The following is a 22,260-nucleotide window of genomic DNA, read 5'->3' as shown; positions in this document are numbered from 1 at the left end:
TGGCGTGAACCGGCGAGCCCTCTCGTCACACCGGCGCGGCGTCGGCCCCCGCGCCATAATGGTGCCAGGTGAAGATCGCCGCCGCGCCGCGGTGCGGGCGCCACGGCTCGGCCAGCGCGCGGGTGAGCTTCTCGCTCGGGCGCTCGGCGTGGCCGAGGATGCGTCCGGTCTCGATCTGCACCGCCAGGTCGCCCGCCGGCCAGATGTCGGGCCGCCCCTCGGCGAAGAGCAGATACACCTCGGCCGACCAGCGCCCGATCCCCTTCACCGCCACCAGCTGCGCGATCGCCTCCTCGTCGTCGGCGGGCAGCGCGGCGAGGTCGAGCGCGCCGCTCGTCACCAGGCCGGCGAGGCTGCGCGCATAGCCGGTCTTCTGCCGCGAGAAGCCGCAGCCCCGCATGTCCTCGTCGCTCAGCGCCGTCACCAGCGCGGGATCGCCCGGGTCGCCCAGCTCGGCGAGCTTGCGCCACACCGAGTCGGCGGCGCGCACACTCACCTGCTGGCCGACGATCGTGCGCAGCAGCGTGGCATAGCCGGTGGCGCGGACGCGCGGCGCGGGATAGCCGACGCGCGCGAGCGCGGCGGCGAAGGCGGGCTCGATCGCGGCGAGTTCGTCCAGCCCCGCGGTGAGTGCCGCGGCGCTCAGCCCCATTGCGCGGCTCCCGGGCAAGCGGCATGGATCAGGCGATTTTCGGTGGAGACCAGCATGCCCAAGCTTATCGTCGAGACGCGCGCGGGGGAAGAACGCGAGATCGACGGGGCCGCCGGCCTGTCGGTGATGGAGGTGATCCGCGAGGCCGGGATCGACGAGATCCTGGCGCTGTGCGGCGGCTGCTGCAGCTGCGCCACCTGCCACGTCCACGTCGACCCCGCCTTCCTGTCGCTGCTGCCGGCGATGGGGCAGGACGAGGACGACCTGCTCGACGCCGCGAGCGACCGCGGCTCGACCTCGCGGCTGTCGTGCCAGATCGAGTTCGGCCCGGCGCTGGACGGCCTGCGGGTGCGCGTCGGCGCGGACGACTGAGGCTATGCCGCGATCGGTCTTAGGGGCGCGCGCGAAGAGAGCGGTGCCGAGAAACGGCGCGTAGCGCCAGGATGCTGTTCACGCGGAGGCGCGGAGACGCGGAGCTGAAGCGCGGGCCGGCGCTCGGCGCCTACGCCCGCGATCGGAGGGCGACACTGCTGCCGCGCACCCCCTCTCTGCGCCGCCGCGCCTCCGCGTGAACCAACCTTCGTCGCTGCGTCATCGCGCCCCCGCGCGACCGACCGTCAGCCGAGCCGCGCCGTCGCGGCGTAGAGCGCGATCGCGGCGGCGTTGGAGACGTTGAGGCTCTCCACCTTGGCCGAGATCGGCAGCCGCGCCAGCTCGTCGCAATGCGCCTCGGTGTTCTGGCGCATGCCCTCGCCCTCGGCGCCGAGCACGATCGCGACGCGCTGCGCCCCCATCGCCTGCGCCAGCGTCTGGGTGGCGTGACCGGTCAGCCCGATCCGCCAGAAGCCCGCCTCGCCGATCTCGTCGAGCGCGCGCGCGAGGTTGACGACCCGCACCCAGGGCACGGTCTCGAGCGCGCCCGACGCGGCGCGCGCGAGCGCCCCCGATTCCGGCGGGGCGTGGCGGTCCTGCGTGACGATGCCGAGCGCGTCGAACGCCGCGGCGGAGCGCAGGATAGCGCCGACATTGTGCGGGTCGGTCACCTGATCGAGCACGACGAGCGGGCGCTGGTCCTCGGCGCCCTCCTCCAGCAGGTCGCCCAGCCAGACGTCGTCGAGCGGGTCCACCTCGGCCACCAGCCCCTGGTGCGGCGCGTCGGCGGGGACGAGCCGCCCGAGGTCGGGCGCCTCGGCGAAGACGATCGGCAGCACCGGCGGCAGGTCGAGCTGCCCCAGCGCCTCGCGCGTGCCCCACACCTTGCGCACCGTCCGCGCCGGGTTGGCGAGCGCGGCGAGCACGGGGTGGCGCCCCCACAGCCGCGTGCGATTGCCCTGCTGCTGGCTCGGCCGGTGCCCGCGCCGCGGCATCAGCCGCGGCTCCGGCAGGGAGCAAGGGGGACGAGCGGGCGACGCGACATGACGAGGGGCTTTCCGGCGAGGAGAGGGATGCGGCGGACGCTATGCGCGCGCGCGCCGCGACGCAACCGGCGCGCGGCACCGCCGTCGTGGTGCCGAGAAGAAGGCGATCGAAGGCGTTGACAGGCTGGTCCGGCGCGGGCATTGGGCGCCCTCGCTTTCGACAGCGCCGCTCGTGGAAGGGTGGCCGAGTGGTTAAAGGCAGCAGACTGTAAATCTGCCCACGCAAGTGTACGCTGGTTCGAATCCAGCCCCTTCCACCAAAACCTTATCTCACCTGGTCCCAGTCACCGCCAATCCGGGCCACGTTCCCGTGGCTTGCCGGGTTGTTTCCGGTCCCACTGACGCTCAACACAACCCCCGCAATCACGAGCGGATCGAGGGTATCGTGCGGGTATTTGCGCCGACGAACTGGGGTACCGGATGCTGAGCGAGCTGGCGTGCCGTCGAGCCAGTCCGCGGGGCGTTGCGTACAAGATCACCGACGCACACGGTCTCTACCTCTTCGTGCTGCCCAGCGGGTATCGCTCCTGGCGCTGGCGATATCGCTTCGGCGGCAAAGAGAAGCTGCTCACCTTTGGCCCCTATCCAGAGATCTCGCTCGCGCGGGCGCGCCAGTTGCGCGAGGACGCCTCGCGCACGCTGCGAGACGGTGTCGATCCGTCGGTGAGGAAGCGCCAGCGTGTTGCGGCCCAAGTTGCCGAGACACAGGCGACCTTCGAGCTGATCGCGCGCGATTGGCACCGCAGCCAGCTACCTGTCTGGTCCGAGCGTTACGCCAGCACTATCCTCAACAGCCTCGTCAACGACGTCTTCCCGAAGATCGGCAAATTGCCAGTTTCGGCGGTGACGACCCCTCTAGTGCTCGAGGTGCTCCGCCCGATCGAGGCGCGCGGCGCGGTGGAAACGGCACATCGCACGCGCCAGCGGATCTCGGAAGTGTTCGCGCGCGCGATCGCGCTCGGCCTTGCGCAGACGGATCCGGCGGCGGTGACGCGGCGTGCGCTCGGCCGCAAGCCGAAGGGAAGGTACCCTGCGGTGCGGACGATCGAGCAGGCGCGCCACGTGCTTCTCGCAACCGAGCAGCAGCCGGCGCATCCGCTGACGAAACTCGCCTCGCGGTTGCTCGCGCTTACCGCGGTGCGCTCGGCGACGCTGCGGCTGGCCGAACCGCACGAATTCGAGGATCTGGACGGTGCCAGCCCGATCTGGCGCGTCCCGGCGGACAAATTGAAGCTCGGCGTCGAACGGAAGCGCGACGACGCCTTCGAGTTTATCGTGCCGCTCTCGCGCCAAGCAGTCGACATCGTGAACGTTGCCATCACGCTCTCGCGAGGTGCGGTGGAAGGCTATATCTTTCGCAGCGTGCGCCAGCCCCGCCGACCGCTCAGCGACTCGACGCTGAGCAAGAGCTATCGCGAGGCGGGTTTCTCCGGTGTTCACGTTCCGCACGGCTGGCGCTCCACCTTCTCGACGATCATGAACGAGCGCGCGAAGGAGGCGCGCCGCGAAGGCGATCGCGCGGTGATCGATCTCATGCTCTCGCACGTGCCTTCCGGCGTCGAGGCTGCGTACAATCGCGCCGCCTACATGCCACGGCGACGCGAGATCGCGCAGGAATGGGCCGACCTGCTCACCGTCGACCTGCCGCTGCCCGAGCAGCTGCTGTATGGCAAGCGCCAGAGCAGCTGGCGGAGGCGCGTCGATGACGGCGCGTTCGCTCCATGAAATCGTCACGGCCGTAGGGCCGAAGAGACACCGCACGGGCCAGCCGGTGCGCCGCTCGAGCTACCGCATCGGCATGCGCGAGGGCGACTTCTGGTCGGCCTTCGACCGTCGCGAGCGCAACGCGCGGATGCGCGCGGCCGAGCGCTACGACCGCGAGGGCAAGGGCAAGCGCAACGGTCCGCTCGGCCATATCGCGATCGAGGTGCTGCGTGAGATGATGCGGATCATCGACTTTCGCACCGGCCGGCTCGATCCCTCGATCGACTATCTCGCCGAGCGGCTGCAGCGCACGCGCAGCGCGGTGCACGCCGCTCTGAAGCGGCTGCGCGCGCACGGCTTCCTCGACTGGATCCGTCGATTCGCCCCGCGCGAGGACGCCGCGCCGTTCGGCCCGCAGGTGCGCCAGATCAGCAACGCCTACCGGCTGACGCTGCCACGCTCGGCCGCCGAGCTGGTGCGGCGGCTGCTCGGCCGTGCGCCGCCGCCCGACGACGACGTCACGCGGCGGCGCGAGGAGGAGGAGCGCGTCGCGGCGATGCTGGCGACGCTGTCGGCCGAGGAGCTGGCGCGCTTCCGCGCCGGTGACACCGCACTGGGTCGTGAGCTCGCTCGCCTCGGGCGCGCGATCGACCGCAACGCGATACCGCCAGGTGGTCTGAACCCGGCACTACGAGTTTAGATAGATGAGGAATGGCGTCGCCGAGGGCGAGGCCATGCGTTGATCCGTTCGCCCCCGTGCCGAAAGCGTGCGGCCCACGCCCCTCGACCGCTCAGACTCGGCGGTCGAGCGTGGCGGCTTGCGCCGCTCCGGGGCTGCCAGGGGGGCGGAGCAGGAACCGTGCCGGACTTCGCGGGTTGTGGCGCTCGCGGATGCGTCGATCCGCGTCCCTCCTCATCAGCGAAGATGCGCCACCTCCGCCGCTGGGAGCGGAGGTGCTGTTCGGCTGCGTCAAAACCGACCTGAAAAGGGGGCGGGCGCGGCGGGGGGAAAAGCGCCGCGGCGGGGGTGGTGGGCAGCGTCGGCTGCGTGTGTCGGCGCGAGCGGACGGTCGGAGACCACAAGTCCGATGGCTGAGATGGCCGTGCAGCGCACAATCATCCTGCCGAAGGCAGTCGCGGTCGTCGGGGTTGCCTCGATTGATCAGGACGGCGCGTTCGACGTCGAGTTCTGGTTCACCGATCGCGCCGCCAAGAGCGTCGAGACGCCGCGAGGCGCCAAGGGGCGGCAGGCCGGCGCGGTCGCGCAGACGCCCGCCGAGGCCGAGCGCGCGCGCTACGGCCTCTCCAAGGACGCCAAGCAGGTGATGATGCTCGTCCGGCGCGACATGATCCCTGCCGAGCTGATGCAGTACGCCGCGGCGGGCTCACCGCTCGCGCTCGACTTCCTGCTCTACATCCAGGCGCGTACCATCCTAACCGCGATGCCGGGCTATTCGACCACCGTCCATTATGCCGGCGAGGGGCAGGAGATCGACGACCTGCCGCACGACGAGCACGTCGAAGGTCGGCAAGCGCGTCGCGGAGCGGCTCGAACGCCTCGCGTGGCTCGCCGCCAGAGACACGGTCGCCGCGGCGGCATGGGTCACCGCCCCGCATCCGATCCATGGCTTCGTGCTGTTCCGCCAGTTGCCCAAAGCCGAGCACAAGCGAATACGCGATAAGGCCTCGCGTTCTCGGCTCGGACGATCCAGGGTCGAAGTGTCAAAACCGCTCGGTTGTGACACCATCCGGTAGTCGCTTGTTAGCGCGTAGGGTTAGGCAATCGCAGCCTGACGCACCCGCAAATTTTCTGCCCAATCCTTCAACTCCCCCACGTGTTTCAGCAGATCGTCGGGCGGTAGAGGTGATGCATTGCGTCCTCGTGAAGGATCGTGGGCATTGGTGATATCGCAACAGATCTTAAATCCCGCAGCCCAGGATGCCGTGTCGGTCTCGGTAAGGACGGTTACGCGCTTCAGGTTCTTTGCATCGATGTAGTCGCGATGCCGGTTGATGACGTTACAAAAAGCTCGATCTTCGAGCGCGCGCTCCCACGTACTGCGCAGTCGGTTGTAAAAGTTTGCTACAGCAACGGCATACCCGTCATCGTCATGGGCCTCGTACAGCAGGCGTGCGGCACGGGCATCTTTCTCTAGATTGTCTAATCGCTCGGGAATCTTCTGTCCGGCCCAAGGAAGTCCTTTGTGGACCACTCCGGCACCGACGGCAGTCTGTGTTAGGGAGATCTCTTTGATTGGAACGCTACGCTGGCGCGCAAGGGTCTGTAAATCGTTGAGAAATACCAGATCGTGTGTGAACACGACGATCTGGCGGACGGCCACCTCTTCGGTCGGGCGCTCGGCCACCTTACGGCGCCAGCGATGATCCAAGGACGACACTGGGTCGTCGAACACCAGGCAAGACGAATGGCCGGCGGTTGCCAGCTCGGCGAGGAACACGGCCAAGGCGACGCAGGTTTGCTCGCCCTCGCTTAGTACGGAATGCACCTTCGCCCGGTCGTTAGCGAACAATTTCACTTGATATTGCGGCGATCCATATTTTCCGCCGGAACGGACGATATCGACACGCACGCGGCTAGCTGCCAGCTTTTGGATTTCCTCCTGAAAGCGGTCGCGCGTGCGCGGCGTGATGACCTGATCGGCAATGCCGTTGCCCAAAGAGGTGACCGCGTTCGTCGTTGTCTCGGTCAAGCACTTTGACAATCGAGCGAGTTGCACCAGGCGATCGATCTCTACGCGCACTTTAGGCAAGAGCATGTTGAGCGCCTTGTGGTCGCGCAGGGCATTACGCTCGTCTTCCAGCACCTTGCGGCCAATGGGATCGGCCGCGGCCGTCAGTTCGCCGGCATAGCGCTGCATATCTATGACAACCTGGCGCATCGCCGGCACCGGATCGGGAGCGGCGTCGGGCATGTGAACCGTGCCAGTTTCGTCCACACTATTGTTTGCGATGCGCCGGCGCAGGCGCGCTGTGGCGAGCGCACGCAGCACCGCTGTCCCGGTCGCTTTCGATTTAAGCGTAAGCTGGCGGCGCAGTGGAAAGGCGGCAATGCGGATCGGGGCGGCGTCAAGTGCCCGCAGCGCAGTCTGAAAGTCGCGTTCTGCTTGGCCGGCTTCCTTCTCGGTATCAGCCTGCACGAAGCGCTCGAACGCGCTCATCCGGGCCAACGCGTCCTCTGGCAGCGTCTGTAGGGACAGCACGCAATGCGCATCGGTCGTGGAAGGTGGGAACTGGTGTCCACGATAAGCCACCTCGACCGAGTAGCGTCTCGCCGCTTCCCAGAGGGCGCGCCAGATGTTACCGCCGACGCTTGGAATTACCGCGTCGCCGAACGCGGTTTCGGCTGCTAACTTCGCGGCAGCACGCTTATCGCGCGCGTCCTCCGCTAGGGCCAGCAAGCTCGAAAGCGGCTCATCAGCTGTCTTGGCGAGCGTGACTGCCAAGTCATCCGAGAAACGCTGCAGGGTCTGTGCGGCGGCGCGCTGCTCGGTTGCGGCGCGAAGGGGGTCGCGCGCCAAGTCCTCATTAAGCTGGGCGAGCCGACCTTCTTCGTCTTCCGTAAGCTGAGCCATCGCCTCGAGCGGTGCCAGCTTTGTGGTGGCTTTCAGACTCGATAGGATCTTGCCAACAGGAGTATCGGCACTGAAGGTGGGCTGATGGAAAACCGGGTCCTGCGCACCCCTGGCTTTTCGGACGAGCCTACACCAGCAAGTGTCACAACCGGTCGGTTCTGACACCAAGTCGCTTAGTCCTCGCGCCGCGGCCAACCAATCACGTCTAGCCGGAACGGCTCATGCAAGGGCAGGTCTGGTGGAAAGCGTCCTGGCCAGCGGTGCGCGTCGGCGTGGCACGATGAGCAGACTCCCTGCATGTGCTCCTCACGCTCTCGCAAATCGCTCGCCTACCGCCGAAACCAATGATGTGCCTCTTCGGTATCCTTCTTACATTGGAAGCCGTCCAGTAAAACGGCGGTGCAGAGCGGATCGCGCCGGCGCACCCGAGCGCGCCGTGCATCCGTTGAACTCACTCCGTCGGGCATCGGACTCTCCTTCTCAGCTCACATGCGATGATGACCGCGGCGGTGATGGGCTTCGAAGCGTTATGAGCCATCGGCGAGAAAGCTGTTCAAGCCGCAGTGTGCAGCGAGGGTATGCTCTGCTTATTTTCCCGGGATGTTCGCTCGAGCCGCCGCCACGCCAGCAAGACGCCGCTTGCAGAGGTGACAACTCCGGCGATTGAGAAGAGCCAGATCCAGGCTAGGCGTACAGGCCGGTTCGTAATCAGCGCAGTGGCGTCCCAGCGGTGCAGCAGATCATAGGCAACTCGGTACGCGCGGCCACGCCGATCGATGCTACCGAGCACCGCGCCGGTGGCCGGATCCAGGTACAGCCACGTCGCGACTGGATCATTAAAGCGTAGCCGCAGGGCGGGCAGCTGTGGCTCGGCATCGATGCCGTACCAATAGAAATCGGGAGCAGTAAGCCTGGTCACCCGCGCCGCGTCGCCGCCATGTACCAGCTCGCGCGCCGCACCCACGAAGCGGGTCACGCTTGGTGAGTAGCTGTCGCGGCCAGCGACGACGACGAGACGCCTTTTGCGGCTACGCAGTTCAAACGAGACCAGCCCGGCGGCACGGATAACCTCTAGACGCACGATGCCGGTAGGTCCGGCAGCAGTAACTCGTGCAAGATCGATTGGCGGCAGCTCCACGCGTTCGTAGCGTGCAAGGGCGCGATCGTTCAGGCCGGAACCGCGGAAGAGGTGTCCGGGATCAACCGACAGCCACCCGCTCACGATCCAGAAAGTCAGCATCACGCCACCTGTAAGGCCGGCGGCATGGTGCCAGAGCATCCATCCGCGGTACGGTGTCGCGCGCCCACCCTTGAAGCGGCGTTGTCCGAGCCGAACGCGCAAAAGGCCGATCCACATGCCCGTGATCGCGGCGAGCACGCACGGGCCCGCTACCCAGATGACCACCTGCCGCCAGCCCTCCGGATGCTGGCGCAGCACCGTGGGGTAGATCCAGTGCGGCACCGCGCCGAGCCAATTCCAGAAGCGCTCGTGCGCGTGGGTGTCGAGCAGCACCGCGCCGGTGTGGCTGGAGACGTAGAGCGCACGACCGCCTGACCCTTTCAGCGCCGCACGCCAGAGCGGTCGATGCGGATCATAGCGTCCGGCGACGGTCCACTGGTCGCGCTCCACGGGTGCGATGCCGGCGACCGGTGCGCGACCAAAGGCGGACGCGATCCGCGCGGCCCCCGCGCTGCCGACGTTACGAACCGGCGTCGCGGTCTCGGCGTCGATCGTCACGAGCTCGCCTGCTCTCCCAGTCACGCGCCACACTGAACGGCCTGCCATCATCTCCAGCCGCATCGCGCGCGGCTGTTCGGGCAAGCCAGCGAGCTGCTCGGCCTACCGTGGAGGTACGTGCACCTGGCGCCAGTCGATCGGCTGCTGGCCGGCCAACGCCTCGCCGTTAGTGAGTGTCGGGTACGGGACGTAGAGCATCACCAGCCCGGACAGGAACCACATGAGGAAGAGCAGGCAGCTGGCCACGCCGATCCATCGGTGGATCAGGTACAGCCAGCGCTTGGCCGCCGGTGGCAGGATGAGCGCGACATCTCACAGCCGCGCGCGCAGCGCGACGTCGAGCGAGCGCGGCCGGCCGAGCAGCCACTGCGCCGCGCCGTAGGTCGAGGTCACGTAGCGGGTGTCGAACAGGTTGTAGACGCGCACGTCGCCCGCGAGCGCCGGCGTGATCGCGAACGAGAGGCTGCCGTCAGCGACGGTATAGGCCGGCACGCGCGCGCTGTTGGCCGAGTCGACGAAGCGCGCACCGACGTGGCGCAACCCCGCCTGCGCGCGCACGCCGCGGCGGCTCTCCCAGGTGAGCCAAAGGTTGCCGGCGCGCTCGGGCACGTTCGGCGGCGTGTTGCCGGAGAGATCCGCGTTGCCGCTAAGGAAGTCGTCGAAGCGGGCGTCAAGCACCGTCCCATTCGCCTCTATCGAGAACCCCGGGGCGAGCGCGAGCGACAGCGCCGCCTCGATCCCCTTCGACGACTGCCGCCCGATCTGCTCGAGCGGACCGTTGGTGACGCGCTGCGCGACTAGGTCGTTCTTGACGATGCGATAGCTGGCGAGTGTCGCGTTTACGCGTCCGCCGAGGAGCGATGCCTTGGCGCCCGCCTCGACCTGATCGCCCTTGGCGTTCGTGAAGGCGAACTGCGTCGCGCTGGTGGTGAAGGTGGTCAGCGTGCCGACCGGATCCACGCCCGTGGCATATTGCGCATAGAACGAGATGCTCGGCGCGGGCTGGTAGACGGTGCCGACACGCCACGTGGCGTCGCGGAACCTCTTCTCCCGCGCGCTGCCCGGGAAGGCGTTCGCCTCGCCCACTGGGGCTCCGGCCGCGTCGTAGAGGATGTTGCGGCGGCGCACCGCATCCTCCTCGTAGCGGAAGCCGCCGACCAGCGAGAGCCGATGCGACAGCCGCAGCCGGTCCTCGCCGAAGATGCTCCACTCGGTCGTGGTCGTGCGATAGCGCGGCAGCGTCGCCGCGCGGTCCTCCAGCATACCGGGAGCGAAAGTGAAAGGGTCGACCGTATCCGCCTGATCCGCGACGGCGAAGTTGTTCGAGTAGCGCAGGTTCACGCGATTGACCTCGGCGCCGAGCACCAGGTCGTTGGCGAGGCCACCTCGCAGCGGTGTGCTCAGCTTCACGCTGGCCTGGTCACCGTACTGCGCGATGTCCTGAACGATGCCGAGATTGTCCGAGCGTTCGATAACGCCGTTCGGCCGACCGTCCGCCGGCGCCCAGGCGTAACTCTCGAGGTCGTACCAGCTGCGCTTGCTGGCGAGCCGATAGGCGGCGTTGGTGAGCGTCACCGCGTCGCTGACCGCCCACTCGGCGACGAGCGTCTGGCGATCGTCGCGGAAGCGGATGTCGGCGTCGGCGACGGCGTAGTTGCGGCGCCGGTTGCGCGGATCAAGCCGGCCGTCGATCAGCGGCGTGCCCCAGTAGCGCATCGGCGCGACGTCGCCATAGTCGCCGCGCAGCGTGAGGGTGAGGCGCTCACTCGGCCCGAGGCGCAGCGCGCCTGACAGCGCCAGGCTGTGGTTGTCGCCGCGGTCGACCCAACCGTCCGAGCGACGGTAGCTCGCGTCCAGCCTGTAGCCCAGCATCTCCCCGAGCGGACCGCCCGCCCCCGCCGCGACATGCCATGTGTCCTGCGCGCCATAGCTCAGCTCCGCGTCGTAGCGTGCAGTGTCGCTCTGCGTGCGCGAGACGACGTTGACCGCGCCGCCGAGCGCGCCCTGGCCGTAGAGCACCGAGGCGGGACCGGTCAGCACCTCGATCCGGTCGACGGTCCAGGGATCGGTCGGGAAGGTGATCGTGCCGGCGACCGGGAACAGCCGGATGCCGTCGACCAGTTGCAGCACCGAGCCCTGGCCGACGAAGCCGCGCGCGGCGAGCGCGGTGTTGCCGTTCCCGGCATTGGCCGCGGCGGTGATGCCGGGCGCGCGCGACACCGCCTCGACGACGGTAAGATCGCCGCGGGCACGGATCACGTCGCCGTCGACGGTCGCGACGCTGGCGGGCAGTTCGAGCGGCGTGAGGCCGAGGCGGCTGCCGGTCGCGCTCGGTCGGCCGAGCGCGCCGTCGCCGCGGCCGACCACCAGGATGTCGTCGCACGGCGGTACGCGAAAGTCGTCCTGTGCCAGCGCGCCGGAGGAACAGGTGACGAGCAGCAGCGCGGCGACATGCGTCGCCGGGCGGTAGGTGTCGATCATCTTCATATACCCCGATGAAGGACGGGGCACGCGGACCAGACACCGGCGCGCGCGGACGGGAGGCCCGGCCGCGGCATGCGAGCGGCCAGACCGGGCACCCCGCCGGTGGACGTTATGGCGTCGAGGCAGGTCTCCTGGCTCGCGGGTCGGTGCGGATGGTCTGGCCTTCCCGGCCGCTCAAGCGACCAGTGACACGGAGCGACCACCTGCTCGCCGCTCACAGTTGCGGGGGCAGCGCCGGCATCGCACCGGCTTCCCGTCTTAGCTTCGGCGCGGCGAGCCGACCGAAGAACCTTGACCTGCGTCGCATCGGCGAGCCAGCAAGGCGCGTCAAGATCATATAAAGATATCTTTATATGTCAGCACCTAGTCGTACGGCGAACCAGTCACCTCAGCGTCCAACGCTCGCTGCCGGCCGCTCCTAAGCGGACAGAGGTTTGTGTCGAATGGTGGCTATCGCTGTTCGCCTCTGTCGTACTTCGCTGCACATAGATATTGCGGCTCACTCGCAAGGAACCTCACCGATCAAGCCAGTCGACGCCAACCTGCTCACGACCCTCGCGATCCTGCTGCAAACTCGAAGTATCAGCCGGGCGGCGAAGCGCATGGGCGTCAGCCAGCCGACGGTCAGTCGTTCGCTGGGTCAGCTCCGTGCCGCCCTCGCCGACCCGCTTCTGGTGCGTTCAGGTGGTAGGATGGCGTTGACGCAACGCGGAGCAGAGCTAGCGCAGCCCCTGGAGGCTTGGCTGGCGACCACGTCGACCCTTCTTCAGCCGGCCACGTTCAGCCCCGCCACGCTGGACCGGCGCTTCACTGTCGCGGCAAGCGACTACGGCGTCCTGTCGGTCCTTAGTCCGATGCTCCCCTCGATCCAAGCCGTCGCACCGGCCTGCCGCATCGATGTGACACCGTATAGCGAGGACATGTTTCAGAAGCTTGCCGCTGGCGAGATCGACATCATCGTGCATGGGTTCAATCCCGATCAAGCGGTGGCTCATGCTCGCCCATTGTTCCAGGAGACCCAGTCAGTGATCCTGAGGCGGGATCATCCGCTGTTGTCATCCGGTGCCACCGCGTTGTCGTTCCACGATTATCTCGCTTGGCCACATATCGCGATCAGCATCGGTGCTGCCGGGTATGATCACGTTGACACCTGCCTGGCGGAGCTGAGCGCCCGCCGTCAGGTTCTGGTGCGCGTGCCCTACTTCTACGCTGCGCCTGACCTGATTGGCGGCAGCGATGCGATCCTGACCATGCCTTCGCGAGCCGCAAACCGGTTCGCGAACCTGCACAACCTCGCCTGTCTTTCCGCACCTGACGAAATAGCGGGTTTCGGCTATTGGGCGCTGGTGCATGAGCGCAGCGTCCGCGACGCGGCTACCCAGTGGCTCACTGACATGCTGGCCTCTGGTCAGCCGGACCTTGTCGCCCAAGCGAAGCGCTTCGCCACACCCCAGCTGGGCCTCGCTTCGTGACAAGGACCGCCGGCTATGTGTCCGACGTCAGCTATCCGACCTTCTTCTACAAGGAGATGCAACCGCTCTGGCTTGCCACGGTAGCCGGATTCCTAGGCATCGTGGCGCCCGACGTAGCGCGGGATTTCACCCTCTGCGAGCTGGGCTGTGGCGCAGGAGTCAACCTGCTGATCGCTGCTGCCTGCCATCCGACCTCGCGTTTCGTCGGCGTCGATTTCAACAAAGAGCATTTGGACACCGCGCGCCAGGCGGCAGCCGCGGCGGGCATCGGCAACGTCGAATTTGTCCATGCCGATTTCGCGTCGTTCGGAGCCGTCTGCGGAGAGCAGTTCGACTTCGTCACCTGTCACGGGGTGTGGTCTTGGATCGCAGCCGAGGATCAGCAGCACCTGATCGACATCGCAGCACGATGCCTCATTCCGGGCGGATTGTTCTACCTTCACTACATGTGTCATCCCGGCTCGACGCAGCTCGCGCCGTTGCAGCACCTGCTCAATCTTTGCGCGCATCACATGCCCGGACCCTCAACTCGCCAGGCACAGACGGGAATGAGACTGCTCGCGCAAGTTGCCGCGGGTGGGGCCTTCACCGAAGAACCGGCGATGCACCGGCATCTCGCCAACATGGCCCGGCGGCAACCGGCCGATCTCGCGCACGAGTTCCTGACCGATCACTGGGAGCCCGCTCATTCGGCGAATGTGCATCAGCAGGTCGCCGGGTCAGGCCTGACCTATATCGGCAGCGCGGACGTGTTCAACAATCTGGACCCGTCGCTATCGGTGCCCGGTGGCCTGCAGGGGCTGATCCGGCGCACCGCTGTGCCAGCGCTAGCGGAGACCCTGAAGGACATGGCCCGCAACGCGCACCAGCGCACCGACTTGTTCCAGAAGGGAGCTCGCAGCGTCAGCGGATCGATCGTGGCCGCCAGCTTGTCCTCAACCCGCTTCACCGCTTTGCCCGCTGCGCCCAGACGCGGTCCGGTCACCTTCACGACGCCGATCGGGTCGGTTGAGGGCCCCGCCTCGAGCTACACGCCGGTGCTGGAGCGGCTTGCCACCGGTCCGGCAAGCGGGGCGGAGTTGGCGCGATTACCCGCACTCGACGGCGATATCGGCGAGCTTTTACAGGTGGTGCAGCTGCTGATGATGCAGCAGCTTGCCCATCCTATGCTGGCGAACGCCCCTGTAACGGACGAGCGCAGTCTCAGGCTAGGCAGCTGGCTTGCGGAGCACGACGTTCCCCTGCAGCTCGTTCCCGCTTGCGCCACGGCCATCGCGTGACGCGCAGAAACCTCACTTCAGGGCTGAACGCCTTCCAGGGCTTTGAGTGTGGCAGCGGCACTTCTCGACAAGACGTCTATGCCGGCGCCGACGAGATACCAGCCTTTCGGATCCAGATAGATTACCCGACCCTCCTTCCAGGACCTACTAGCGGCAATCTGCGGGTGTGCGCCCAAGCGCTCGGCGATCGGGCTCGGCGGCTTGCCGGTCGCGGCCGCGCGGTCGAGCACGATCAGCCAGTCGGGCTCGCTTGCCAACGCGGCCGCCAGTGCTGCCTGTCCACGTTGCGCGGCTGCCGCTGCCTCGGCGGTCCCAGGCGCCGGTCGGGGTTCCGTCCCTCGCTTGGCCACCGGCGCGACGGCTGCGCGAATGCCGATGAAGTCATAGGCGGTTCCGAAGCGATCGCCTGGTGCGTGAACCATCGCGCCACGCCCCGTCACGAACAGGACCAAGCCCGTGCCGGCATGAGCGGCCTTGGCGTGCAATCGGGACAGCTGCGCCTCGAACGCGGCGACGCGGCTTTCCGCGCGGTCGGCAACGCCGAACAGGCTCCCGAGCTTGCGCGTGTTCTCGATCGCAGCACGCGCCAGTCCTTGGCCTCTAACAGATAGGTCGATCGTCGGCGCGATCGCCTTCGCCTTGTCAAAGCTGCGTGCGGAGCGCCCACCAACGACGATCAGGTCAGGCTTGAGCGCGGTGAGCGCAGCCGCGTCCGGCTCGAACAGCGTGCCGACGTCGGCGTAGCGCGTGTCGGCGTAGCGCCATAGAGGCGGCGGGAGGGTGGCTTTGCCGCCTCCTTTGGGAACACCAACTACCGCCTCGACGCCCAGCGTCGTCAGGATGTCCAATGCGGCTAGATCGAACACCGCCACTCTGCGCGGCGTGCCCGTCAGTACGGTTTCGCCCTGGGCGTGGGTGGCCGCGACCTCGCGCGCCGACGCGGACGCGGTCGGCATTGCGACACATAGCGCCACACCGACACTAGCGCGGCCCAGCGATCGGGCATGTGTAGGGATCATCATGTCTCTATCCTGCTCAGAAGCGGACGTTGATGGACGCACTGAAGCGACGCCCGTCGAGGATGTAGGCAAAGCCATCTTCCGGCGTGACCTGCTTGTTGGTGAGGTTGTAGACGCCAGCGTTCAGGACAAGGCGACGGGTGACGTCGTAGCCGACGCCCAGATTGTAGAAGGTGTAGGGTGGGTAGCGGAAATCGTTGGAGCCTGAACCGCTGGCGTTCACCGTTCGTCCGGACGTGCGCCCACGGTAATTCAGCTGGCTCCAGACTCGCAGCGCCCGCGTCGGCGTCCAGTCGAGTGACGCATTGAACATGTGCTCGGGAATATCGTTCAGCGGCTTACCTTCATTCGCGCCTGAGGTTTGCTCAGTCTGCGAGTAGGTGTAGCTGTGGCGGTAGCGCAGCTGTGGAACGACCTTCCAATCGATCGTCCACTCGAGACCCTTGAGCTCCGCGCTGTCGACATTGATGTACGACGTGTAGCCGAATGGGTGCGCCGGATAGGTCGTGCCCATATAGTCGCATTGAACATTCTGCGCGCAGATGCGGCCGGTGCGCAGAAGCTTGTCCGTGAACTCGCTTTTGTACGCGGTGAGGCTCGCAGAAAGGCCGAGGTTCGGATCGACATAGGAGACGCCGATCTCGTAATTGGTTGTTATCTCCGGCTTTAGATCGGGATTGCCGATGATGACGCCACCCATCGAGGTGGAGCCAAAGTCCGTGGCGGCCATGCGCAGGCTAGGCACCTTGTAACCCTGCGTCATTCCGCCCTTCACCGTCAGAGCGTCGGTCACGTCTAGTACGGCATAAGCTTTGGGGCTGAAACGTGTGCCGAAGGCGTCGCTATGGTCCAGCCGACCGCTGAGGAGCAACGAGAGGTCATCCACGATCTCCCAATTATCCTCCAGGAAGGCGGCATATTGCTTGCGGTCCATCGTGACGACGTCGGTGGGCACGACGAAGCCGGGAAGATTGAGACCGTTGGTCGCCCCGTCCTGCAGCTCCTCATGAAAGTAGTTGAGGCCACCGACGATCTTGTGCCGGCCAACGGGGGCGGCGATTTGGCTGTTGGCAACGAGCGTGTCGAAGTCGATGCCGTTTCCTGTAGTTGAATTGATCCTAGTGGGGTTGGAGGAGGTATCATAGGTGACGTAGCTGCTCCACGCTGCGGTGCCATAGCGCCCCTCATGCGTGAGGAAGTAATTGTCGCGCAGCGTCTTGCTGTAGGTGCGCTCGTCGGCCGGAGCCAGGCTGCGGCCCGGGTTGGCGGTGCGCTCCTGGATCGTGTGATTGATGCCAGCGGTGAACGTGTTGGCATCGTCCAGACGGAAGCCAAGCTTGCCAGCTATGTTGCGCCGTTTGAAGTCGGGGTCGGCAGCCGCCGAGTCTGCGCCGCCTATGAAATCAGCTTCCTGCTGGAGGCGTAGGCCTCCCGTCACCTGCAGCGACAACCGATCGCGGAGAACCGGAACGTTGAGCGCAAAGCTGCTGTTGAAACCGTCCCGCGTCACATCGTTGCCGGGGCCGGCAGCGATGTACTCGGCCGTCAGGCTTCCGCCGAAATCGTTCACGACCTTCTTCGTGATGATGTTGATCACGCCGCCTATGGCGTCCGAACCGTATAGGGATGAAGCGGGGCCGCGAATGACCTCGATCCGCTCGATCGTGTCGAGTGGGGGCAGCAGGTTTATGGGCGTGCCGGCTTGCTGGCCGTTGAGCCCGAACGCCTGATTGTCCTGAACGCGCTTCCCGTCGATCAGGAACAGCGTGTAGTCAGATCCCATTCCCCGGATCATGACCGACTGTTCCACTCCGCCGCCTTGGATGTGGACACCGGGTACATTCACCAGAACATCGGTAATATCCGTGTAGGAGCGCTGGCGGATCTCTTTTTCGGTGATCACCGAGATGGTGGCAGGTGCCTGCTGGACGTTTAGTTCGTAGCCCGTGGCGCTAACAACGATGTCGGCCGGCAGCTTCTCTTCGCCAGAGTTCGACGCCGCCTCAATTGTCTCCTGCGCAGCGGCGTAAACCGGCATGATCAAAGGCGGGAGCGTCGAGGTCGCGAAAAGAAGTGCGCGCAAATTCACGTCAGTTCCCCCATCCGGAGTACCGGGCAAGCGCGTTGGCGCGGCCACGAGAGATGGCCGCGTTGCGCTTCCCGCCCCCATGCTTGCCGGCTAGCGATCCACCAACCCTTGCTAATGCGAGCCGTTTGCAGCGGAGTAGCTAATGCACTGAGCCTGATCAACGCACGTTCGCGAATATGCTTTATTTGAATATGAGATCACGAAGCGGGCGGCTTGTGGCTCCACCTGGGTACATAGGCTGCCGGTCTGAGGAGCCGAGCAGCGCCGCATAAACCGCTCCGGTGAGCGGCGTTCCCACCTTGCCAATGACCCCGTTCGCTCATGATTATCTGGTAAGTGAAATTACCAGGTCAGCGCTTCGGCCGATGGGTGGGGGGTTGAGGCTCAGGGCGTCTAGTGAGCCGTTAGCGCGCTGGCGTTTGCCGATGCATCGTTCTGGGCCGACGGCCACCGTGAGGTCGATGCGATCGAGCGCGGCTTCAGATTGGCCGCCCTCATTATCGATGATTTATATAGCGTAGTAACTCGCACAAACCCAGCCTGAAGGAGGCTGGGCTCGTGTGACGGAGGGAGCAATGACGAACATTACTGCTATAATCGTAATAGCTGGCCTATTAGCTTGGGCTATCTAGGTGGCTAACCGTGCCGCCGTAAGTCGGGATAAATATGTTGGCCCCACATTTTGGACGAGCCTCATGTCACCAATTTTAGCGATGTCGGCGTGGTGATTGTCTTGGACAATCACATCTAGCACGGGAAATGCGTTTACAGATCCTAAATTCTATGTAGTTCTGATCGTGTTCGGCGTGCCAAGTTGCCTCCTCGCAGCGATCGTAGCCTACAAGGCCAATGGCGGAAGAACATGGTAACATTTTTAAGATTTCTTTCGATCACTAGGATGGCATTGCCTCGCCAGCGCGGCGCCAGGATGGCTGCATGACCGGCTACCAGGCTGGTGGCGGATTTGCAGAAATAGCGGGTTCGTTTTAGGTATACCTCAAGAGGACCACGGCTAAGCGACCCAATCCCGGCCGCTCAGGCGCGTGCTACCGCTTCCCTGAAGCGGTCATTTGTTCAGGTCAGCCGGTCGGTTCTCATCCCTCTCGGCACGGCCGTGTCTTCGCGGGTCAACGTGCCAGATGCTGCGACAGCACCTCACGCATATTGACCGGTTCGCGACCGAGAAGCGTGCCTAGAGCTGGATCAGTCGCGGCAAAGTCTCCGCGCCGGGCTGCCTGGAACATGCCGAGCAGCATGTCCGCGTAGATTTCGGGCGTGCCAGCAACGATCTTCGCCAATCGCCACTCCTCGTCCGTCACCGTCGTGTGCTTGATGTCTTTTCCGGTGACCTCGGAAGCGATCGCGGACAGCTCCGCCATGGTGATCGCCCTCGCCGCCGTGAGCGGAGGCGAGAGACCCTCGAACGATGCACGGCCGGCCAGAATGGCCGCATCAGCTTCGGCGAGGTCGGCGCGCGTCGTCCAGCTCACCGGGCCATCTTCGGGGGCGCGCAGCTCGCCCTGGCGGAGCGCGTCGCCGACCATCATCAGGCAGCTCTCGGCATAGAAGCCATGGCGCAGCGAGGTGAACGGGACCTCGGCACGGGCGAGATCGTCTTCCGTCGCGGCGTGCTGGTCGCCGGGCGCAAACGACGAGCCGGCGCGCGCTCCCATGTGGCTGGTGTAGAGGATGCGGCGCGCACCGGCCGCACGCGCAGCCTCGATCGCGTTGCGGTGGAGGCGACGTGCCTCCTCGCCCAGCTTGTTGGCCGACACGATCAGCACCCGTTCCGCGCCCACGAAGGCGGCAGCCAGGCTCGTCGCATCGTCAAAGTCGCCGCGGCGCACGCGGACACCACGCTCCGCCAGCGCCTCAGCCTGCTTCGGATCGCGCACGCTGATCCCGATCCGGTGCGGGTCGATCATCGTGCAGAGCTTCTCGACGACTTGGCGACCGAGTTGGCCGGCGGCTCCGGTGACGACAATCATGACAGCACCCGTGAACAGTGGAAACGCGAGTGTACTAGCGCCGATAACACGGCAGCGCAATCGCCGCTATCGGCTTCCGCGCATCGATGCTAACGAGCCGAGATGACCGAGCAGGATCTCGCAGCCGAGGCGCCGGACGCGCGGGCCCGCATCCTCCAAGCCGCGTCCGATCTTGTGACGACAGGCGGCGTCGCTGCGCTCACGACCCGCGCCGTTGCCGCCGCGGCGTCGGTTCAGGCACCCACCCTCTATCGGCTTTTCGGCGACAAGCGCGGGTTGCTTGATGCGGTAGCCGAGCATGGGCTCGCGGCACTCGTCAGGGAGAAGGAACAGGAACCGCGCGATCCCGACCCGGTTCGCGATCTTCGGGGCGCCTGGGAACGCTACATCACGTTCGGCCTCGACAACCCGGCCGTGTTCGCGATCATGAGCGAGGTGGGGCGAACGGCCCCGCCGTCGCCCGCGACGCTGGCCGGTCTGGCGGTGTTGCGGGAGCGTGTGGCGTTGATCGCGCGTGCGGGTCGGTTGCGCGTGCCCGAGGAGCGCGCGGTTGCGCTGATCCACGCCGCGGGAGTGGGAGCGGTGACCACGCTCCTCGCCACGCCCTCGGACCGGCGCGATCCCGAGTTGGGCAGGCTGGCGCTGGACGCGGTGCTCGGCGTCCTGGTAAGTGAGGATGACGAACCCCGCCCGGCAGCATCAGCATCGCTCGCGATCGGCCTGCGTGCACATCTGGACGAAGCGACGGCGCTCTCGCCCGGCGAGCGATTGCTCATGCGCGAGCTGCTGGACCGGATCGCCGGCTGAGCCGAGCGCGGCGGCGGCGACCCAGTTCCGGCCATTCACGGGTGCTTGAGCGATTCCCGAAATTCGACATTGGTTCAGGGTCTGATTGGCGGACGGTTCGGAGGCGCCTCAACGGTCAGATTGGAAGGCAGGTCGGTTCGAGGCCGCGACGTCGATTCAAGGATGCAATGACGGGCGGAAGCGCTGATGGTGGCGGCATGATGGACGACGTCGATTCCAAACTCGGACGACAGCTGTTCGACGGGGCGCTGGCCGCGGTAATAAATGCGATCCGCACCGAACTCGCCAAGGGCCGGACGCCTCGCCAGAAGACCGGGGAGCCGTCCCTCACCATGCGAGACAACGGGATGCCGTCGCTGACGAACGGCACCTACTACGAGGAGCGCGGGCCACTCCAATACGCGGACCTGCTGGAGCCACCCCGGCAATCGGGGGGCCCCTTCAACACCCGCAAGCTCGAAGAGGGGCGGTTCGCGGAGGTCGACGCGCTAGTGGATTTCGTCATGGCCCATCCTGACTGCGCGATCTCGCTGACGCCCCTGTCGCTCGCCGAAGCGCCCGCAGGCCTGAACCTCGCACGTATAATGATCGAGATACAGCTCGCTCATGCCGCGAACCGGTTTCTCCAGCGGTACGGCGATGCGTCATACGACGGGACCCGACGCTGGGCGGTGCTCATGCCGATCCTGCGGGGATTCTTCGATCGCCAGCTGAAAGTCGCGGCCGTCATCCTGATCGCGCTTGTTAGGTTCGACTTCGACCGGCTCCGCCTCGCCCATGACGCCTACATCATCAGGATGAGCGAGGCGCTCCAGAAGAGACGCTGGGCGGTGAAGGCCTACGGCGCAAACGGTCACGAAGGCGTGGTCGCCGCCGCGACCCACGCCTTCGTCGTCACCGGGTGGCAGTGGCCGAATCTTCCCTGGATGCAGATGTCGACTAACCTCGCGGCACGCACGCCCGCGCTCCGCGACGTGATCGAGGAGCTGTTCGCGGCACTGCGGCTGACGACGGGGGTCGCGACCGGCTACGCACAGGAGCTGAGGGTCGCGCGTGGATGGACCCACCTGCACACCGACCTGCCGCCCGAGGTGCATGACGCAGGTGCGCGGCGCTATCCTGAGCAGTTTGACGATTTCGGCTGGATGCGGGAGGATCTGCCCACCATCACCCGCGAGGAAATGCTCGCCGTGAGTACCGTGCTCGCGAGGATACGGCACGCCGGAGATGAGCGAGTGGAGCTCGCGCTACGCCGTCTGAACGGCGCAATGATCCGCCTCGACGTCGCCGACGCGGTGCTCGACGCCACGATCGCGCTCGAGATCCTGCTGGGCGACGGCGACGGCCAAGCGATCGGCTACAAGCTTCGGCTCCGGGCGGCGGCGCTCGCCAACCTCCTCGATCCGGGCAGCGGCCCCGCCGTCAGCGCAGCGGTGAAGGGTACATACGAGGCTCGCTCGCGCATCGTGCACGGCGTCGGCCGGAGGAGCAAGACCACGGCGGATAACGGCGCACAGGTCCGGGAGGTGGCGCTTGGCGTCCTCCGGACCGTCCTCCGTGCTATCCTCGAGAACCCTAAATTTCTCACGCCCGCGCGCATTGACGCGGAGCTGCTCATCGGCCGCTGATGCAGGTGACCTGAGTACCACCCTCAACCAGACGAGTTCGACAAAGGAGAATGGCGCGCCAATCCGCTCGCTCGCGCGGAGTTCGGCCTACGGTGTCGGGGTTAGTCCCGGATGATCTCGGCGGATTTCGCCTTGAGGACCCATACCCGGCCGTCCAAATTGCCTGTGCCGTTCACCAACTTCGTTGGGGTGGACGCCCCCTGACGGCATCGATGTGCCAGAGTGGAGGTGTTGAAACACCACTGTAGGAGGCGTCCGTGAGTGAGGTTAGCACAGTCGGCATCGATCTGGCCAAGTCGGTTTTTCAGGCTCACGGTGAGGATGCGAGCGGCGGGGTCGTGTTCCGCAAGAAGCTTCGGCGTGATCAGGTTCTGCCGTTCTTTTCGAC

At 66.1% G+C, this 22,260-nt stretch carries 17 protein-coding genes, 1 tRNA gene, 1 pseudogene and 1 riboswitch; of the genes and pseudogenes, 10 read left to right on the top strand and 9 right to left on the bottom strand.

Annotated elements, in window-relative coordinates:
• Nucleotides 1-25 precede the first annotated feature (25 nt).
• Nucleotides 26-652 carry a DNA-3-methyladenine glycosylase family protein gene (locus KZ813_RS12935; RefSeq protein ID WP_219755408.1) on the bottom strand — a complete coding sequence of 209 codons (627 nt, stop codon included), beginning with the start codon at nt 650-652 and terminating at the stop codon, nt 26-28.
• A 54-nt stretch (nt 653-706) separates the two neighbouring features.
• Between KZ813_RS12935 and KZ813_RS12930 the strand changes: the two genes are divergently transcribed.
• Complete coding sequence (locus tag KZ813_RS12930; RefSeq protein WP_219755407.1) at nt 707-1,024, top strand: 2Fe-2S iron-sulfur cluster-binding protein; 318 nt, start codon at nt 707-709, stop codon at nt 1,022-1,024.
• A 245-nt stretch (nt 1,025-1,269) separates the two neighbouring features.
• Here KZ813_RS12930 and rlmB read toward each other — a convergent pair whose 3' ends face one another.
• Nucleotides 1,270-2,019 carry a 23S rRNA (guanosine(2251)-2'-O)-methyltransferase RlmB gene (gene rlmB / locus KZ813_RS12925; RefSeq protein WP_219755406.1) on the bottom strand — a complete coding sequence of 250 codons (750 nt, stop codon included), beginning with the start codon at nt 2,017-2,019 and terminating at the stop codon, nt 1,270-1,272.
• A gap of 225 nt (nt 2,020-2,244) precedes the next feature.
• On the opposite strand from rlmB, the gene KZ813_RS12920 reads away from it, so the two are divergent.
• The 4 genes from KZ813_RS12920 to KZ813_RS12905 all read left to right on the top strand — a co-directional run bounded on the left by KZ813_RS12920 (nt 2,245) and on the right by KZ813_RS12905 (nt 5,456).
• Nucleotides 2,245-2,330, top strand: a tRNA-Tyr gene (locus KZ813_RS12920).
• 160 nt (nt 2,331-2,490) lie between these two features.
• The gene (locus KZ813_RS12915) at nt 2,491-3,795 is read left to right on the top strand and encodes a tyrosine-type recombinase/integrase (RefSeq protein ID WP_219755405.1); all 1,305 of its coding nucleotides are present in this window, start codon (nt 2,491-2,493) and stop codon (nt 3,793-3,795) included.
• A 73-nt stretch (nt 3,796-3,868) separates the two neighbouring features.
• Nucleotides 3,869-4,474 (top strand): replication protein A, encoded by a 606-nt coding sequence (locus KZ813_RS12910; protein WP_219755404.1) that lies wholly within the window; start codon nt 3,869-3,871, stop codon nt 4,472-4,474.
• A 388-nt stretch (nt 4,475-4,862) separates the two neighbouring features.
• Nucleotides 4,863-5,456 carry a hypothetical protein gene (locus KZ813_RS12905; protein WP_219755403.1) on the top strand — a complete coding sequence of 198 codons (594 nt, stop codon included), beginning with the start codon at nt 4,863-4,865 and terminating at the stop codon, nt 5,454-5,456.
• Between the two features lie 93 nt (nt 5,457-5,549).
• On the opposite strand, the gene KZ813_RS20395 is transcribed toward KZ813_RS12905, so the two are convergent.
• The 4 genes from KZ813_RS20395 to KZ813_RS12885 form a co-directional block, all read right to left on the bottom strand.
• Entirely contained in the window at nt 5,550-7,532 is a 1,983-nt protein-coding gene (locus tag KZ813_RS20395; RefSeq protein ID WP_219755402.1) for an AAA family ATPase, read from the bottom strand.
• A gap of 388 nt (nt 7,533-7,920) precedes the next feature.
• Nucleotides 7,921-9,105 carry a PepSY-associated transmembrane domain-containing protein gene (locus KZ813_RS12895; RefSeq protein WP_219755401.1) on the bottom strand — a complete coding sequence of 395 codons (1,185 nt, stop codon included), beginning with the start codon at nt 9,103-9,105 and terminating at the stop codon, nt 7,921-7,923.
• Between the two features lie 102 nt (nt 9,106-9,207).
• A complete protein-coding gene (locus tag KZ813_RS12890; RefSeq protein ID WP_219755400.1) occupies nt 9,208-9,351 on the bottom strand; it encodes a hypothetical protein in 144 nt (47 codons plus the stop codon).
• A 66-nt stretch (nt 9,352-9,417) separates the two neighbouring features.
• Nucleotides 9,418-11,592: a TonB-dependent receptor gene (locus tag KZ813_RS12885; RefSeq protein ID WP_219755399.1), complete on the bottom strand. Its 2,175-nt coding sequence runs from the start codon at nt 11,590-11,592 to the stop codon at nt 9,418-9,420.
• A gap of 101 nt (nt 11,593-11,693) precedes the next feature.
• Nucleotides 11,694-11,898, bottom strand: a riboswitch (cobalamin riboswitch).
• Nucleotides 11,899-12,032: 134 nt separating this feature from the next.
• Between KZ813_RS12885 and KZ813_RS12880 the strand changes: the two genes are divergently transcribed.
• Together KZ813_RS12880 and KZ813_RS12875 are read left to right on the top strand one after the other, a co-directional pair.
• Complete coding sequence (locus tag KZ813_RS12880; protein ID WP_219755398.1) at nt 12,033-13,061, top strand: LysR family transcriptional regulator; 1,029 nt, start codon at nt 12,033-12,035, stop codon at nt 13,059-13,061.
• Between the two features lie 17 nt (nt 13,062-13,078).
• Nucleotides 13,079-14,341 carry a class I SAM-dependent methyltransferase gene (locus KZ813_RS12875; RefSeq protein ID WP_219755397.1) on the top strand — a complete coding sequence of 421 codons (1,263 nt, stop codon included), beginning with the start codon at nt 13,079-13,081 and terminating at the stop codon, nt 14,339-14,341.
• A 17-nt stretch (nt 14,342-14,358) separates the two neighbouring features.
• Here KZ813_RS12875 and KZ813_RS12870 read toward each other — a convergent pair whose 3' ends face one another.
• From KZ813_RS12870 to KZ813_RS12860, 3 genes are all read right to left on the bottom strand, one after another.
• The gene (locus KZ813_RS12870; protein ID WP_219755396.1) at nt 14,359-15,297 is read right to left on the bottom strand and encodes an ABC transporter substrate-binding protein; all 939 of its coding nucleotides are present in this window, start codon (nt 15,295-15,297) and stop codon (nt 14,359-14,361) included.
• Nucleotides 15,298-15,376: 79 nt separating this feature from the next.
• The gene (locus tag KZ813_RS12865; RefSeq protein WP_308461886.1) at nt 15,377-17,449 is read right to left on the bottom strand and encodes a TonB-dependent receptor domain-containing protein; all 2,073 of its coding nucleotides are present in this window, start codon (nt 17,447-17,449) and stop codon (nt 15,377-15,379) included.
• A 1,127-nt stretch (nt 17,450-18,576) separates the two neighbouring features.
• Nucleotides 18,577-19,437, bottom strand: a complete 861-nt coding sequence (locus KZ813_RS12860) for an NmrA family NAD(P)-binding protein (RefSeq protein ID WP_219755394.1) — start codon at nt 19,435-19,437, stop codon at nt 18,577-18,579.
• Nucleotides 19,438-19,539: 102 nt separating this feature from the next.
• Between KZ813_RS12860 and KZ813_RS12855 the strand changes: the two genes are divergently transcribed.
• The 3 genes and pseudogenes from KZ813_RS12855 to KZ813_RS12845 all read left to right on the top strand — a co-directional run.
• A complete protein-coding gene (locus KZ813_RS12855) occupies nt 19,540-20,244 on the top strand; it encodes a TetR/AcrR family transcriptional regulator (RefSeq protein ID WP_219755393.1) in 705 nt (234 codons plus the stop codon).
• A 197-nt stretch (nt 20,245-20,441) separates the two neighbouring features.
• Nucleotides 20,442-21,872 (top strand): HEPN domain-containing protein, encoded by a 1,431-nt coding sequence (locus tag KZ813_RS12850; protein ID WP_219755392.1) that lies wholly within the window; start codon nt 20,442-20,444, stop codon nt 21,870-21,872.
• Between the two features lie 257 nt (nt 21,873-22,129).
• Nucleotides 22,130-22,260 (top strand): annotated as a pseudogene (locus tag KZ813_RS12845) (IS110 family transposase); the annotation flags it as partial.

The organism is Sphingomonas folli, from assembly GCF_019429525.1.
GTDB lineage: Bacteria > Pseudomonadota > Alphaproteobacteria > Sphingomonadales > Sphingomonadaceae > Sphingomonas > Sphingomonas folii.
The sequence above is the reverse complement of the archived record's forward strand: the minus strand, read 5'-3'. Positions and strand labels throughout refer to the sequence as shown.

Coding starts and splice junctions, on each gene's coding strand:
- KZ813_RS12885 (WP_219755399.1), bottom strand. CDS start 11,592: ATGAAGATGATCGACACCTACCGCCCGGCGACGCATGTCGCCGCGCTG.
- KZ813_RS12860 (WP_219755394.1), bottom strand. CDS start 19,437: ATGATTGTCGTCACCGGAGCCGCCGGCCAACTCGGTCGCCAAGTCGTC.
- KZ813_RS12880 (WP_219755398.1), top strand. CDS start 12,033: ATGGTGGCTATCGCTGTTCGCCTCTGTCGTACTTCGCTGCACATAGAT.
- KZ813_RS12870 (WP_219755396.1), bottom strand. CDS start 15,297: ATGCCGACCGCGTCCGCGTCGGCGCGCGAGGTCGCGGCCACCCACGCC.
- KZ813_RS12850 (WP_219755392.1), top strand. CDS start 20,442: ATGATGGACGACGTCGATTCCAAACTCGGACGACAGCTGTTCGACGGG.
- KZ813_RS12910 (WP_219755404.1), top strand. CDS start 3,869: ATGCGCGAGGGCGACTTCTGGTCGGCCTTCGACCGTCGCGAGCGCAAC.
- KZ813_RS12935 (WP_219755408.1), bottom strand. CDS start 652: ATGGGGCTGAGCGCCGCGGCACTCACCGCGGGGCTGGACGAACTCGCC.
- rlmB (WP_219755406.1), bottom strand. CDS start 2,019: ATGCCGCGGCGCGGGCACCGGCCGAGCCAGCAGCAGGGCAATCGCACG.
- KZ813_RS12930 (WP_219755407.1), top strand. CDS start 707: ATGCCCAAGCTTATCGTCGAGACGCGCGCGGGGGAAGAACGCGAGATC.
- KZ813_RS12855 (WP_219755393.1), top strand. CDS start 19,540: ATGACCGAGCAGGATCTCGCAGCCGAGGCGCCGGACGCGCGGGCCCGC.
- KZ813_RS12905 (WP_219755403.1), top strand. CDS start 4,863: ATGGCTGAGATGGCCGTGCAGCGCACAATCATCCTGCCGAAGGCAGTC.
- KZ813_RS12915 (WP_219755405.1), top strand. CDS start 2,491: ATGCTGAGCGAGCTGGCGTGCCGTCGAGCCAGTCCGCGGGGCGTTGCG.